The following is a 13,549-nucleotide window of genomic DNA, read 5'->3' on the forward strand; positions in this document are numbered from 1 at the left end:
TATGGAATACGCCATTGTTGACGCCGCTGCGTCCCCGCAGATTGCCAATGTTCTGGGGGGTTATGCCACATCGGGCATTGCGTGGCCGCTCTTTGAACATCAGCCTGAAGCCAGCAGCGCCGATGTTGGGCCTTGGCTGATCCAGTTGAATGGCGATGGATGGGTGCGCCGATGGCTGCTGAATCTTGAGGCGCGTCCGGGACGGGTGTGCTGGGTGACCAGTGACGAGCCGGTTGGCGCCGTCATCGAGCATCTTCAAGCCCGCCTGGAAGTACGGCTGTCAGATGGAGGCTTGGCGCTGTTCCGGTTCTGGGATGGACGCGCCTTGTATCGTGTGTGGACCGTCATGACGCGTGAACAGAAGAGAGCGTTCATGGCGCCATTCCTCCGGTGGTCAGTCTGGCTGCAGGGGCAGCAGTGGCAGCTGGATCGCGACGTTGTGGAGAAAAGCTGATGCTGACGTTCAGTGCCAGGCAGGAGGCGTTGCTGCGCTTGCCTGATCTGTTCGATTTCCTCCCCAAGCTTGCTGGCGAGATTCGTCGTGACATGCCCGAACGGGTCCTTGGCATGGATGACGCCGCACTTCTTGCGGAAACCGATCGCTGTTATGCCTACGCGGCCTACGAGTTGGGCATCACCCACCTTCCGGTGCTCGTTGCCTGGACGAAAACGGATGTCGGCAGTGGTGGTGAGCTTCATCGCAATGCTGAAGTGGATATCGCGATTCGCCACGCGGAGCATCCGAGCACCAAGGCGGCTGATGTGCTCGGCGCCTTGGCCGCCTTGCATCGGTGGCCGAAGGGAGAGGAGTGATGGTTGCGGTTCCTGTTCGTTGGGGCATAGGCAAGCTGGCCGAGAGAGCCGCTGCGGCGGCGGCAGCGGCAGCCGCGGCCACCGCGGCGAACGACGCCGTCAAGGACAAGCCAGACGTCCGAAGTCGAGAAGCAGACTGCTCTGATGTGCCAGACCACAGCGAGTGCAATCAGTGCTTGCTGGGGAATGGGCGAGTGGGGCAGCCGCCGACGCCGAGATACATAACCTTGAGCACACGCATCAACTATGACTACCAGCTACAGATCGCCAACATGTTTGCCGGTCCGGAGCGGTTTGGCTATGTACGCCGAGGCGATAGTGCTGACCAGATCGTGAGCATTGGCGTAGAAGTTGTAAAGGGGTTCTTTGGCAAGGGCGGAGAGTACACCACCCTTGAATGGCTATACGGAGGTACCTCGTTTGATGGCTTCTGGCGAGATCGGTGTACCGTGGTTGAAGCGAAGGCCAACTTTGAAAAATTCTTCGACGAATATGGCCGTGATGCAACGCCATTTACGTTTGCCGTAACTGAGTCCTGGCTCAAAAGTTACAGAGTGCAATCCGCGCTCGTCGCCCCTGCAATGCCTAGAGGGAAGCTTGAGTGGCACTTCATGGACGTCGTCGCTTTCATTGCTGGAATTGAAGCCGGGATTCCAACTGAGAGTGCGCGCCATACCCCTTACGTGCTGGGTGCCATTTGAGATGATCGTTACCTTGACCGTGAAGTTCGTCCCACAGAGGCTGTCTCTCTCAGAGGCATACGCCTATTCGGCTGCATTGATCGAGAATCTTGGAGAGCTCACGCCTGATTTCCGGCAATGGTGGGGCATGCCGAAAGGGCCGAAGGACCATTTCGTGTCATTCGTAGAGCGATCGAGGATCATCGCCCGAATGGAAGCGGACGATGCCGAGTTTCCAGAGCTTCGGCATGCCGGCGCTCCCGGCCTGCTGTTGACGAACGCGGGAGATGAGGCGAGCTGGAGGGCGCGCGGACGGGTTGGGCTGGCGATCTCTCCAAGCTTTGGCTCGATTCGGATCAGCATCAGCGATGTGGAGGTGGTCTTCGAGCGGCCATCGCGCGTGCTGTGGACGATTCTGGATGCGATGTCCAAGCGGCCCGATGTGTGTTTGATACAGACGAACGTGAAACAGCGTGTGGGCGCTGATCTACTGCTTTACAGCCTGCATCGAGCACCGTTTCCCCATCGTGAGTTCCTGGGCTGGATGGGATATGTGGATGAGGCGCTCACCCGTGATCAGGTTCCTGCTGCGGCAAAGCTTGAGCGACGGGGCAACGGAACACTCATCCTCGCCACCGACGTACTCGATCTTGCCGACCCGCATGCCGTGCAACAGGCCAACCAGGTCGAGATGAGCCTGGTGGATCTCGGGCTGCTTCCGGTCATCGACCCGGCGTTGAAGTGACTGCGGCCAGACACCTCACCGGTCAGCTCGGCTTGGCAAACACGTCCAGACCCTTGCCGGTCTCCAACAACGATTTCAGGCTGGACAGCACGATCGGCCAGCCCTGGCGGATGCCGGTATCCATGCCGCTGCCGGGTTCCAGATCGTCGTGGGTGACGGTCAGCCGCACCATGTCCTGGTAGGGCACGATCTCGAAGGTGACGCGGCTGTAGCTGTCCGGGTTGTCGGCCTGCGAGGCCGCGGCCCAGGTGATGACCAGTCGCGAGGGTGGGGTGCTTTCCACCACTTCGCCGACCAGCTCGACCGAGCGCGTGTCGTTGGCGCGCACATGTTGCCAGGGCGAGCCGGGTTTCCAGTCCGAGACGTTCTCGTGGCCCCAGTAGCGGCGGGCGATCTCGGGCCGGGTGATGGCCTCGAACACCTTCTGTGGCGTGGATGCGATGTAGATCACGTGGATGAAGCGGGTGGACGCTGCGGACATCGTCATTCTCCTTCCAGTTCTCGTTTCAGGTCATGCAGCAGGCTCAGGCGCTGCTGCTCGAACTTGCGTACCCAGCGCTCGTAGACGTCATGCAGCGGCACCGGGTTGATGAAGTGCAGCTTCTCGCGGCCGCGGCGCACCGTGCTGATGAGGTTGGCGTCTTCCAGCAGGCCCAGGTGCTGGGTGACCGATTGCCGGGCCATGTCCAGGTGTTCGCACAGCTGGCCCAACGTCTGGCCGTTGTCTGCGCAGAGCAGGTCCAGCAGCGTCCTGCGCGTGGGGTCGGCCAGGGCCTTGAACACCTTGTCTGCATCCATGGCGGACAGAATAGGCAGGTAAATACCTGCATGTCAACCGCCGTCGGTGGATCGGCTCACGGCCTCCCACTGGTCGATGCGGCTGGACATGGCCTGCAGCTTGTCACGCACACGTTGCACGGCATCGCTGCCCAGCAGCAGGTGGCTGGGCGGTGCGTCGCTGTCGATGATCTTCAGCATGGCCTGCGCCGCCTTTTCCGGATCGCCCAGCTGATGACCGCTCTTGGCCTCGCGCGTACTGCGGATGGGGTCGAACAAGGCGTCGTAATCTTCAATGCTGCGCGGCGCACGCACCATCGAACGGCCGGCCCAGTCGGTGCGGAACGATCCCGGCGCGACGGCCGTGACGTGGATGCCGAACGCGGCCACTTCCTGGCCCAGCACCTCGCTGATGCCCTCCAGTGCGAACTTGCTGCCGCAATACCAGGCGATGCCGGGCAGGGTGATGAAGCCGCCCATCGAGGTGATGTTGAGGATGTGGCCACGGCGGCGCGCGCGCATATGCGGCAGCACGGCCTTGATGAGCGCGGCGGGGCCGAACACGTTGACCTCGAACTGGTGGCGCAGTTCGTCCAGCGTGGATTCCTCGAGGATGCCTTCGTGGCCATAGCCGGCGTTGTTGACCAGCACGTCGATGGCGCCGATGCCGCTTTCGATGGCATCGACCAGCGCGTCGATGGAGGCGTGGTCGGTGACGCCCAGCAGGCGGCCGAACGCGCGGCCGGGGGCGAGGGATTCAAACGCCTGGCGGGCCGGTTCGTTGCGCACGGTACCGACCACGCGGTGGCCGGCCTGCAGGGCCTGTTCGGCGAGGGCGCGGCCGAAGCCGCTGCTGACGCCGGTGATGAGCAGCAGACGGGAGGGGGACATGGTGATGGCCTCATGGAAAGCGGGCTTGCACAGTAGTGCTTGTGGGGGATGCCCTACAGGCCTAAGCTTCGGCCGATCTTGCCTATTCCTCTGAGGTGTGCGGTGCGGTCTGGCGATGATCCGGTGCAGCAGGATGCGCAGGCGCGCATGGTGGGGCTGCTGCAGGCGTTGGCGCCGGAGGAGGGCTACACGCTCACCGCCGTGCCGGGCGTACGCCTGCTGCGCTCGAACCGGCCGCTGGCGCGCACGCCGGTGCTGTACGACCCGGGCATCGTGATCGTCTGCCAGGGCGTCAAGCGCGGCTACCTGGGCGGGCAGGTCTACCAGTACGACGCGCAGCACTACCTGGCGGTGTCGGTGCCGGTGCCGTTCACCATGGAAACCGACGCGTCGGCGGAGGCGCCGTTGCTGGCGATCTACCTGCACCTGGACCTGCAACTGGCGGCGGAGCTGTTGCTTGCGCTGGACGCGCATGAGGCGCCGGGGCAGACACACGCGCGCAGCATGATGGCCAGCCCGATGGACCCGCCGATGCAGGCCACGGTGATACGGCTGCTGCATGCGCTGGGCGACACGCGGGAAGCGGCAGTGCTGGGCCCGGCGCTGGTGCGCGAGGTGTACTTCCGCGTGCTGACCGGCGCGCAGGGCGCTGCGATGCGTGAGGCGCTGGCCATGCGCGGCCGTTTTGGCAGCATCGGCCGGGCGTTGCGGCAGATCCATGTGGCCTATGCCACGGCGCTGGACGTGGCACGCCTGGCGGCGGAGGCGGGGATGAGCGTGGCGACCTTCCACGATCACTTCCGTGACATCACCGGCACTTCGCCCATGCAGTACGTGAAGTCCACGCGCCTGCACCAGGCGCGGCTGCTGATGCTGCGCCAGGGGATGACCGCCGAGGCGGCGTCGCTGGCGGTGGGGTATGCCAGCCCGTCGCAGTTCAACCGGGAGTTCAAGCGTCTGTTCGGCCTGCCGCCGGCGGCGGAAGTGGCGCGGATGCGGCGCAGCTTCGCGGTGCCGCCCGCGCCAGCCGGTGCGCTGTATGTGTCCTCTCACTGAACGGCGCGGGTCGGCCCGTTGACAGGCCTGTCTACCTACTAGTAGGTTTACGCCCATGAAAGAGTCGCTGTCCCCGAAGGCGCTGGAGATCCTGGCGCAGGCCCGTTCCCTGCTGGAAGCCGGTGGTTACAACGGTTTCAGCTACGCGGACGTGTCCGCGCGGGTGAACATCAGCAAGGCCAGCATCCATCACCACTTCCCCAGCAAGGCCGATCTGGTGCGCACGGTGGTGGTGCTGTACCGGGCCGAGGCACGCGAGGGACTGGCGCTGCTGGACCGGCAGCTGGGTGATCCGCTGCGGGAGCTCAACGCCTATGTCGATTACTGGTCCAGCTGCATTGCCGGCGGAACGGCGTCGTTCTGCATCTGCGCGATGCTGGCCGCGGAAGCACCGATGATCCCGGTGGAGATTGCCGAGGAGGTGCGCGGCCACTTCGAGGACCTGACCGAGTGGCTGACCCGCACCCTGCAGAAGGGCGCTGCGCAGGGGCAGCTGCGCCTGCAGGGCCCGGCGGACGACGAAGCCAAGGCGTTCATGGCGTCCGTGCATGGTGCGATGCTGGCGGCGCGGGGGTTTGGCGATGCGGCCACCTTCGCGGCCCTGGCGCGGCTGGCGATCGCGCGGGTGAGCGCCTCCTGAGAACTGTATGCGGAAGGCCTGCGGCAACGCGGGTCTTCTTTTTGTCCACCATGACTACCTACTAGTAGGTTTGTTTAATCCCAACGGAGCACTCCCATGCCACACCCGCTGTCCGCCCTCGGCGTCATCCACACTGCCGTCAGCCTGCTTCCCATCGTGGCCGGTCTCTATGGCTTCGTCCGCCACCGCGCCATCGATCCGGCCACGCGTGCCGGCAAGCTCTACCTGCTGGGCCTGGTGTTGTCGGTGGCAACCTCGTTCACCGTGTCCAGCACGGGCGGACTCAATCCCGGCCACGCCTTTGGCGTGATCGTGCTGCTGGTTGCTTTCGGCGGCGTGCTAGCCGCGCGCCTGCGCTTCCTGGGGCGGGCGGCGCGGTATCTGTCCACCTTCGCGTTGTCGTTCAGTTTCCTGCTGTCGCTGGTGCCGGGCGTGAATGAAACGCTGACCCGCATCCCGGTGGCACATCCGATTGCGGCCGCGCCGATGGCTCCGGTCGTGCTGCAGACCTTGCTGGGGTGTTTCGTGGTGTTCGTGCTCGGTTTCATCGCACAGTGCTGGCGGATGCGTGGCCGCCGCTGAGAACAGGCGCTGCGGCGACGCTGCTCAGTCTGCCAGCGGCGGCGGCGCGTCTTCGCCATAGGTGGCGTAGGCGCTGCCGCAGGTGGCCACCGTAGCGGCCGCCGCGGGCAGGCCAGTAGCGCGGATGCCGCGCCGCGTATCGCGGTCGAATATTTCCGCGTAGCGTTCGGCGGCCAGCGCGTCATCAGGCAGCACATACAGCAGCACGCGCTGCAGGGTTGACTGGCTCTCCATGGGCTGCGGCGTGCGGAACGCCGGTACCTGCACGCGGGCGCTGTGCCAGCGCATCGGCTCGCTGCTGGTCTGCCAGCGGACCTGCAGGGGCTGATCGAGCGGAAGCAGGGCGGCGCCGTCCGGGTAGCCGTAGGCGGTGCAGTCCGCGGGCGGCGTCGGGATGTTGGCGATGGCGCCGTCACCGATGTCCAGCGTGAGGCCATTGACCTCCATCCGCACGATGGGCGCGCCGCCGTAGTTGTGGACCTTGAACAGCACCAGGCCTTCGAAGCGGCTGCGCTCCAGATCATCTGCGGTAGTGCCGCTGAGGCGTGCGAGCGCGGGCGCGACCTCCACATGATCGCGGTAGTGGTAATAGAGGTGCACCAATTCCGGCGTGCCCGGGCGCCTCCATGACGCGTTGAAGGGCGCAAGGTCCGGATAGGGGTGGCGCAGCAAGGGCACGTCGGTGACGGCACGATCTCCGGAGGGCGTGGCGTAGCGGTAGTGGTCCACCGAGCGCTTCAGGCGTCCGCCTTCATACGGGAATGCCCTGTCTGCATCGGACTGCGCGTTGGGGTAGCGGTGGAAGGTGATGAAACCTTCGGGCGTGTCGCCCTGCATGGGCAGGTCCGGGCCAGCGCCGGAGCCGGTGGATGCATACGGCGAGGTGTCCAGCCACAGCGGTTGCCCGCTGAGATTGACGTGCAGTTCCGCGATGGCGGCACGCGAGCCGCCGGCGAGGCTGTCCCAGGTGTTCTGCAGGGACTGCCACAGCGGAACGATGAGCATGGCTGCGGCGGTGGGCACGAACATCACGGCGTGCACGCGGCCGGGCACCTGGCCACGGTCCCGTACCATGTAGCGCAGCCACGCCAGCACAAGCACCAGCAGCAACGGTACGCCCACCCAGATCGCCAGGGTGGCCAGCGCCACAACGCCCCAACCCAGATTGGGGGTGGCCACGGCGATGAGCGAAAGGGTGGCGATGAACGCCGCCAGCACCAGCGACACGCCTATCCCGAAGCGGTAGTTCCTGTAAGGGCGGTCAGTCATCACCGTTCCATCGGCCTGCGGGACATGGCGTTATCTTGCCGGTCCGGTGACGGAGTGGAAAGGCGGACGTTGCCGCAGGCGTACCTCAGCAGCCGACCAGTCGATCGGCTGCGATGCCCTGCCGATGCAGGCTGCGGTACTCGGTGGGGCTGGCATCGACCAGCCCGCGGAAATGGCGGCGGAACGATTCCTGCGAGCCGAACCCGGCCTGATCGGCGACCCAGTGCAGCGGGCGGTCGGTGGTTTCCAGCAGTTCGCGGGCGAAAGCCACCCGTTCGCGGATCAGCCAGTCGATGGGTGACAGGCCGGTGGCGTCGAGGAACTGCCGTTGCAGGGTGCGTTGGCTCAACGCAGCCTGTTCGGCCAGGCTGCCCAGCGAGTGCGGTTCGCGCAGGTTGCGCCGCATCCATTCCATCAGCTTGGCCAGGCGCGTCGGCTCGCCGCTGGGAATGGCGCGGCTGACGCGCTGGCTGCGGCCGGCATCACGCCAGGGCGCCAGCACCAGGCGCTCGGCAACGAGGTTGGCCACGCGCGCGCCGTAATCCTTGCGCACCATGTGCAGCATCATGTCCATGCCGGTGGCCGAACCGGCCGAGGTGATGATGCTGCCGGCGTCGACGTAGAGCACGTCGTCGCGCACGCCGATGCGGGGGAACTGCTGCGCAAGCGTTTCGGTGAGCCGCCAGTGGGTGGTGGCCTGGCGGCCATCGAGCAGGCCGGCCCAGGCCAGCACGAAGGCGCCCGAGCAGATCGAGGCGATGCGGGCGCCGCGCGCGTGTGCGCGGACGAGCGCATCAAGCAACGCCTGCGGCGGGCGTTCACTGGGTTCGCGCCAACCGGGAATGACGATGATGTCCGCATCGTCCACCGCGTTGAGATCATGCGGCAACTGCACCTGCGTATTGCCGAGCATGCGCAGTGCACCGGGTTCGCCCGCGCACAGCTGCGTGCGGTACCACGCCACGCCCAGTTCCGGACGCACCGGTGCGAACAGGCCCACCGCACAACCGAACTCGAACAAGCCCTGGCCGTGGCAGGCCACGATGGCGACGGTCGGCGCGGTGGGATCGGCAGCGTGGATGGGCATGGCCTGATGCTACCGGTGATGGTGCATGCCGCCGCGTGGCATGCGGTCATGAGGTGATGCCTGCGGGATATATGGCGGCTGGGTTCGGATCCGTTTCCTTCGAAAGGGATCCGACCCCATGCAAGTGCGCTGCCTAACGTCATTACCAGCGGTCATGTGGGTGGCCGGATGTTACGGCTGGGTGACGCGATCACGCCTGTCGTGGCGGGTGAACAGGCCCTTGAATGGAAGCGTGTTTCCGGCCCACCCCACGAGCCCCCATGCCTGCCGCCTACGCCCCTGTCCTGAGTCCTCTTGCTGTGTTGATCGCCGCCGCCCTGGTTGCGGCCCCCGTGCATGCGGCAGACGCCGATGCGCAGCCGGCAACCACAGCGGCTGCCGCCAACGTCGCTGCTTCCACCCTGGACGCAGTGGTGGTGACCGGCTCGCGCACCAGCACGCGCACGGTCAAGAACAGCTCCACGCCCATCGACGTGATCTCCGCCGAGGATCTTGCTGCGACCGGGCAGGCCAACCTGCTCGAAGCGCTGCAGCGCAGCCTGCCGTCGCTGAGCCAGATCGGTGGCTACCAGAGCGACCAGGAGAGCCTGATCCGCGGCTATCAGCTGCGCAATCTTTCACCGGGCTACACGCTGGTGCTGGTCAACGGCAAGCGCCGCAACGCCAGTGCCTATGTGAGCGGTGCCAACGGCGGCGGCTTTCCTGGCCACGCCTGGGCGGATCTGGCGCTGATTCCGGTGTCGGCCATCGACCACGTGGAAGTGCTGCGCGATGGTGCCTCCGCCATCTACGGCTCGGACGCGATAACCGGTGTGGTCAACGTCATCCTGAAATCGCAGGCACAGGGCGGCGAGGTGTCGGTGGAGAGCGGGCAGAGCATCGATGGCGATGGCACCCGTACCAGCGTGCGCGCCAACGTCGGCCTGCCCTGGGGCGAGGACGGCTTCGTCAACCTCTCGGGCGAGACCACGCGCCAGCACCACGCGATCCGGACGCGACGCTACATCGATGGCTATCTGAGCTATCCGGCGATCGATGCCAATGGTAACCGGGTCGCGCTGCGGCCGAACAACCGCCTGCCGGCCGGTGCGACGCCGGACCCTGCCGAGGCCACGCGCGATGCCGAAGCCAACACCATCCTCAGCTCACCGTCGTATGCGCTGAAGGCGTTTGCGGTGAACGTGGGCCATGGCCTGGGTGAGAGCGCGCAGTTCTACGCCAACGCCACTGCCAGTGACCGCACCGCGCAGGCGATCCAGAACTTCCGCCTGCCGGCCACGATCTTCACCACTTACCGGACACCGGGGGTGCTGAGCGTGTTTCCCGACGGCTTCCTGCCGGTGCTGGAGACCAAGGAAAAGCAGTACACCGGCACCGCCGGCGTGAAGAAGGGCAGGTGGCCGGCTGGGACTACGACGCCAGCCTGACCGGCAACCGCAGCACGGTGCGCACCTATACCCGCAACTCGGTGAACTACTCGCTGCCGTACCCGGGCTCGCCCACCGACTTCTATGACGGCAAGCTGGATTACCAGCAGGGCATTGCCAACCTGGACCTGCGCCGGGGCTTTGACGTAGCGGCCTTTGCCTCACCCCTGGAAGTGAGTGCCGGTGCCGAGTACCAGCACGAGCGCTACGAGCGCGGGGCGGGGCAGTGGGAGTCGTACACCGGATTCGGTGCCGCTGCGTTTGTCGGCTACTCCACCGCCGACGCGGTGAAAGCCACGCGCAACAGCAAGGCGGTGTACGTGGGGGCGGCGACCAACGTCACCTCGCGCTGGTACCTGGATGCGGCCGCGCGCTGGGAAGACCATTCGGACTTCGGCAGCGTCTCGACCGGACGCTTGACCAGCCGCTTCGACATCACCGACGCACTGGGCGTGCGTGCGACGGTCAGCAACGGCTTCCACGCGCCAAGCCTGGGCGCGCAGTTCTACCAGGCCACGGGCAGCTGCCCGTGCGGTACGACGCTGGTGGCGCAGGTGTCCTCGCCCGCTGCGGTGGCACTGGGTGCCACCCCGCTGAAACCGGAGAAGGCCACCAACTACAGCATCGGCGTGACCTGGGACCCGAGCCCGGCCTTCCACCTGGCCGTGGATGCCTACCAGATCGACATCCGCGGCCAGCTCGGCCAGTCCAGCCAGATCGGCTACAACGCGCAGGATCCGGCGCGCATCACCGACAACACCGGCACCGTATTGACCTCCGCGCAGAAGAACACGATCGATGCGCTGCTGGGTTCGGCCGGCATCAGCATCCTGCCGGGCGACGCGTTCTATGCCAGCTACTTCACCAACGTGGGCGACACCCGCACGCGCGGCGTGGAGCTGACGCTGGAGGCGAACCAGGACACATCGTGGGGCAAGCTGCGCTGGAGCTATGCCGCCAACGTCGGACGCACCACGATCCGCAGCGTCAGCGCCATTCCTGCGGCGCTGCAGGGGCTGCCCAACATCAACCTGCTGACGAAGTCCGGCGAGTACGCATTGCGCTTCCGTACGCCCAGCTACACCCAGGTGGCCGGACTGGGTTGGCAGAACGGACGCTGGCGCTCGAATGTGGACGTTACCTACTACGGGTCGATCAAGCGCCTCAACAACGGCGTGGAATACAGGCAGCCACCGGTGCTGGTGACCAACCTGTCCGGCGGTGTGGAGCTGGGCGCGGGCTGGAGTGCGGCGCTGGGCATCAACAACGTGTTCGACAAGCGCACCCGCAAGGTGCCGGAGTACGCGCGCAGCGCCACCGACGTGGCCAGCATCGAGACCACCTGGGACAGCGGTGACGTGCTCAGCAGGATCGGCGCGTTCTGGTACGGGCGGGTCAATTACCGGTTCTGAGGTTCAGGCATGGCGTCGCCGGCCAGCGTCCGGCGTTACCGAGGAGAGTGGCATGTCATCTGGGTTGAAGATTGTTGCGTTGATCGGTTCGCCAACGGCATCGGTGAATTCGCGCACGCTGTTGCTGGTACGGCACCTGCTGGAGGCGCTGCAGCAGCGCCTGCATGCCAGCGTGACACTGGTGGAGCTGGCGCCGATAGCGCGCGCGCTGGGGCAGACGCTGTCGCGCAGCGAGGCCGAGCCCGCGGTGGAGCAGGCGCTGGCCACCCTCGAGGACGCCGAGCTGCTGGTGGTGGCCGCACCGGTCCATCGTGGCTCGTACCCGGGGTTGTTCAAGCACCTGGTGGACTTCATCGACCTCGAGGCGCTGGTGGACACCCCTGTGCTGCTGGCGGCCACCGGGGGCAGCGAGCGGCATGCGCTGGTGATCGACCATCAGCTGCGACCGTTGTTCAGCTTCCTGCAGGCGCATACGTTGCCCATCGGCGTGTATGCCACACCAGCCGATTTCGATGGCGAGCAGATCAACAGCGCGGCGTTGCAGGCGCGCATCCAGTTGGCTGCCGAGCGCGCTGCCGGGCATCTGCTGCCGCATGCCGCCAGCGGGCCGGCGCCCCTGCGCCGCATCGCCTGAGCTGCCCATAACGGCCAGCAGTCTGCTTATTGCCAACCTGCATCTGCGTGGCCGGATCCGACCGGCGATTGTCGCCAGCAGGTACGGGCGCGGCGCACAGCTTCTCTAGCATCGATAGCGAAACGGCACTTCATTGCCGGCCCAGACGAGGACGAACCCGTGGCTGCAGCTGCCTCCCCCAAACCCATCCTGTTCCTGCTTGATCGCGAGTTCGTCGACGGCCAGTTGCCGGGCCAGCGCTTCTTCTGCCGGCACAGCCTGCTGCTGGAAGGCGCGCTGTCCAGCATCGACGGCCTGGATGCACAGCTGGACGTGCGCCGCATCGGCTTCGCGCGGCCACGCCGCGAGGTGATCGCGGCGGTGGGCGAGCAGGACCAGTCGCTGCCGAAGCTGGTGTTGCCGCAGGGCGTGCGCAGCGAACACGCCAACGGTGCCTACCAGGACCGGCAGTACGTGACCGGTGCCGAGCCGATCCTGGCCGCACTCAATGGCCTGCTTGGCATTCCTGTGGCCCACCCCTGAGCGAGGACGCGGACATGAGCTACCTCATCAGCGTGCTGGACAAGAGCCCGGTGGCCGAAGGCGCAGGCGCCGAGCAGGCGCTGCGCAACAGCCTGCAGCTGGCCCAGCGTGCCGAACAGCTGGGCTACCACCGCTACTGGTTTGCCGAGCATCACGCCGCACCGACCCTGGCCAGTCCGGCGCCGGAGGTGCTGGCAGCATGGGTGCTGGCACAGACCCGGCGCATCCGCATCGGCAGCGGTGGCGTGATGCTGCGCCACTATGCGCCGTACAAGGTGGCCGAGAACTTCAACCTGCTGGCGGCGCTGGCGCCCGGACGCGTCGACCTGGGGGTGGGCAAGGCACCCGGTGGCCTGCCGGCGTCCACCGCAGCGCTGGCCGCCGGGCGACCGGCCTTCGCCGATTTCGATCAGCAGCTGCGCGATCTGGAAGGATTCCTGTCCGGCTCGCTGGCCGAAGATCATGCGCATGCCAATGCGCAGGCGCGGCCGGTGCCGCAGGTAGCGGCCGAGCGCTTCCTGCTGGGCGCCAGCCCGCAGAGCGCACGACAGGCGGCAGAGCTGGGCTGGCGCTTCGTCTATGCCGCCCATTTCGACGGCGACCCGAAGCACATCGAAGCGGCGTTCGAGGCCTATCGCGCCGTATCCACGCAGCCGCCGTTGCTGGCCACCGTCGCTTTCGCGGCGCCCACCAGCGAAGCGGCAGCGCGCCATGTCGGCGCATTGCGTGTCTACAAGCTGCACCTCGGCCCGGGGCAGACGGTGAACCTGCCCAGCCCGGACGCCGCGGCCGAGTATGCCCGCCAGGTCGGCGTGACCGACTTCCGTATCGAAGAGACGCGGCCCAGCGTGCTGTCGGGCGACGCGCAGCAGGTGCGCGGGGAACTGGACGCACTGCACCGCCGCTTCGGCGTGGGCGAATTCATCCTCGATGCGCCGGTGGCCGACCTCGACGCACGCCTGGCATCCCTTGAACTGCTGTCGCCCGCGCCACGCGCGGCGGTGGCCTGACCTG

At 66.3% G+C, this 13,549-nt stretch carries 15 protein-coding genes and 1 pseudogene; 11 read left to right on the forward strand and 5 right to left on the reverse strand.

Features of this window, described 5'->3' with window-relative positions:
* The first annotated feature begins 1 nt into the window (after position 1).
* From ACZK08_RS08270 to ACZK08_RS08285, 4 genes are read left to right on the forward strand one after another with little or no spacing between them, the layout of a single operon-like run.
* Positions 2-454: a DUF4123 domain-containing protein gene (locus ACZK08_RS08270; RefSeq protein WP_053517579.1), complete on the forward strand. Its 453-nt coding sequence runs from the start codon at positions 2-4 to the stop codon at positions 452-454.
* Positions 454-813, forward strand: coding sequence for a hypothetical protein (locus ACZK08_RS08275; protein ID WP_053517578.1), 360 nt, complete (start codon positions 454-456; stop codon positions 811-813). The genes ACZK08_RS08270 and ACZK08_RS08275 overlap by 1 nt, the downstream gene beginning before the upstream one ends.
* Complete coding sequence (locus ACZK08_RS08280) at positions 813-1,514, forward strand: Tox-REase-5 domain-containing protein (RefSeq protein ID WP_065181358.1); 702 nt, start codon at positions 813-815, stop codon at positions 1,512-1,514. Before ACZK08_RS08275 ends, ACZK08_RS08280 begins: the two co-directional genes overlap by 1 nt.
* A 13-nt stretch (positions 1,515-1,527) precedes the next feature.
* Complete coding sequence (locus ACZK08_RS08285; RefSeq protein WP_180875926.1) at positions 1,528-2,238, forward strand: Imm52 family immunity protein; 711 nt, start codon at positions 1,528-1,530, stop codon at positions 2,236-2,238.
* A 22-nt stretch (positions 2,239-2,260) separates the two neighbouring features.
* Here ACZK08_RS08285 and ACZK08_RS08290 read toward each other — a convergent pair whose 3' ends face one another.
* The 3 genes from ACZK08_RS08290 to ACZK08_RS08300 are packed head-to-tail and all read right to left on the reverse strand — an operon-like array spanning position 2,261 to position 3,906.
* Complete coding sequence (locus ACZK08_RS08290; RefSeq protein WP_065181360.1) at positions 2,261-2,719, reverse strand: SRPBCC family protein; 459 nt, start codon at positions 2,717-2,719, stop codon at positions 2,261-2,263.
* Positions 2,720-2,721: 2 nt separating this feature from the next.
* Positions 2,722-3,036 carry an ArsR/SmtB family transcription factor gene (locus ACZK08_RS08295; RefSeq protein ID WP_053517574.1) on the reverse strand — a complete coding sequence of 105 codons (315 nt, stop codon included), beginning with the start codon at positions 3,034-3,036 and terminating at the stop codon, positions 2,722-2,724.
* Between the two features lie 33 nt (positions 3,037-3,069).
* Positions 3,070-3,906, reverse strand: a complete 837-nt coding sequence (locus ACZK08_RS08300; protein WP_065181361.1) for an oxidoreductase — start codon at positions 3,904-3,906, stop codon at positions 3,070-3,072.
* Positions 3,907-4,008: 102 nt separating this feature from the next.
* Here ACZK08_RS08300 and ACZK08_RS08305 point away from each other — a divergent pair, with 102 nt between their 5' ends.
* The 3 genes from ACZK08_RS08305 (at position 4,009) to ACZK08_RS08315 (ending at position 6,184) form a co-directional block, all read left to right on the forward strand.
* Positions 4,009-4,962, forward strand: a complete 954-nt coding sequence (locus ACZK08_RS08305; protein ID WP_231107720.1) for an AraC family transcriptional regulator — start codon at positions 4,009-4,011, stop codon at positions 4,960-4,962.
* A 55-nt stretch (positions 4,963-5,017) separates the two neighbouring features.
* Entirely contained in the window at positions 5,018-5,602 is a 585-nt protein-coding gene (locus ACZK08_RS08310) for a TetR/AcrR family transcriptional regulator (RefSeq protein ID WP_065181362.1), read from the forward strand.
* A gap of 96 nt (positions 5,603-5,698) precedes the next feature.
* Positions 5,699-6,184 carry a hypothetical protein gene (locus ACZK08_RS08315; RefSeq protein ID WP_053517571.1) on the forward strand — a complete coding sequence of 162 codons (486 nt, stop codon included), beginning with the start codon at positions 5,699-5,701 and terminating at the stop codon, positions 6,182-6,184.
* A 24-nt stretch (positions 6,185-6,208) separates the two neighbouring features.
* On the opposite strand, the gene ACZK08_RS08320 is transcribed toward ACZK08_RS08315, so the two are convergent.
* Together ACZK08_RS08320 and ACZK08_RS08325 are read right to left on the reverse strand one after the other, a co-directional pair.
* A complete protein-coding gene (locus ACZK08_RS08320) occupies positions 6,209-7,453 on the reverse strand; it encodes a hypothetical protein (RefSeq protein ID WP_065181363.1) in 1,245 nt (414 codons plus the stop codon).
* 85 nt (positions 7,454-7,538) lie between these two features.
* A complete protein-coding gene (locus tag ACZK08_RS08325; protein WP_065181364.1) occupies positions 7,539-8,540 on the reverse strand; it encodes a helix-turn-helix domain-containing protein in 1,002 nt (333 codons plus the stop codon).
* A gap of 260 nt (positions 8,541-8,800) precedes the next feature.
* Between ACZK08_RS08325 and ACZK08_RS08330 the strand changes: the two are divergent.
* The 4 genes and pseudogenes from ACZK08_RS08330 (at position 8,801) to ACZK08_RS08345 (ending at position 13,545) form a co-directional block, all read left to right on the forward strand.
* Positions 8,801-11,379: pseudogene (locus ACZK08_RS08330) on the forward strand (TonB-dependent receptor plug domain-containing protein).
* Positions 11,380-11,431: 52 nt separating this feature from the next.
* Positions 11,432-12,013 (forward strand): FMN reductase, encoded by a 582-nt coding sequence (msuE, locus tag ACZK08_RS08335; RefSeq protein WP_053517566.1) that lies wholly within the window; start codon positions 11,432-11,434, stop codon positions 12,011-12,013.
* Between the two features lie 159 nt (positions 12,014-12,172).
* A complete protein-coding gene (locus ACZK08_RS08340; protein WP_053517565.1) occupies positions 12,173-12,535 on the forward strand; it encodes a DUF3088 family protein in 363 nt (120 codons plus the stop codon).
* Between the two features lie 14 nt (positions 12,536-12,549).
* The gene (locus ACZK08_RS08345) at positions 12,550-13,545 is read left to right on the forward strand and encodes an LLM class flavin-dependent oxidoreductase (protein ID WP_053517564.1); all 996 of its coding nucleotides are present in this window, start codon (positions 12,550-12,552) and stop codon (positions 13,543-13,545) included.
* Positions 13,546-13,549 lie beyond the last annotated feature (4 nt).

It is taken from the genome of Stenotrophomonas sp. 112478_Sma (genome assembly GCF_056479905.1).

Coding starts and splice junctions, on each gene's coding strand:
- ACZK08_RS08270 (WP_053517579.1), top strand. CDS start 2: ATGGAATACGCCATTGTTGACGCCGCTGCGTCCCCGCAGATTGCCAAT.
- ACZK08_RS08275 (WP_053517578.1), top strand. CDS start 454: ATGCTGACGTTCAGTGCCAGGCAGGAGGCGTTGCTGCGCTTGCCTGAT.
- ACZK08_RS08280 (WP_065181358.1), top strand. CDS start 813: ATGGTTGCGGTTCCTGTTCGTTGGGGCATAGGCAAGCTGGCCGAGAGA.
- ACZK08_RS08290 (WP_065181360.1), bottom strand. CDS start 2,719: ATGTCCGCAGCGTCCACCCGCTTCATCCACGTGATCTACATCGCATCC.
- ACZK08_RS08295 (WP_053517574.1), bottom strand. CDS start 3,036: ATGGATGCAGACAAGGTGTTCAAGGCCCTGGCCGACCCCACGCGCAGG.
- ACZK08_RS08300 (WP_065181361.1), bottom strand. CDS start 3,906: ATGTCCCCCTCCCGTCTGCTGCTCATCACCGGCGTCAGCAGCGGCTTC.
- ACZK08_RS08310 (WP_065181362.1), top strand. CDS start 5,018: ATGAAAGAGTCGCTGTCCCCGAAGGCGCTGGAGATCCTGGCGCAGGCC.
- ACZK08_RS08315 (WP_053517571.1), top strand. CDS start 5,699: ATGCCACACCCGCTGTCCGCCCTCGGCGTCATCCACACTGCCGTCAGC.
- ACZK08_RS08320 (WP_065181363.1), bottom strand. CDS start 7,453: ATGACTGACCGCCCTTACAGGAACTACCGCTTCGGGATAGGCGTGTCG.
- ACZK08_RS08325 (WP_065181364.1), bottom strand. CDS start 8,540: ATGCCCATCCACGCTGCCGATCCCACCGCGCCGACCGTCGCCATCGTG.
- msuE (WP_053517566.1), top strand. CDS start 11,432: ATGTCATCTGGGTTGAAGATTGTTGCGTTGATCGGTTCGCCAACGGCA.
- ACZK08_RS08345 (WP_053517564.1), top strand. CDS start 12,550: ATGAGCTACCTCATCAGCGTGCTGGACAAGAGCCCGGTGGCCGAAGGC.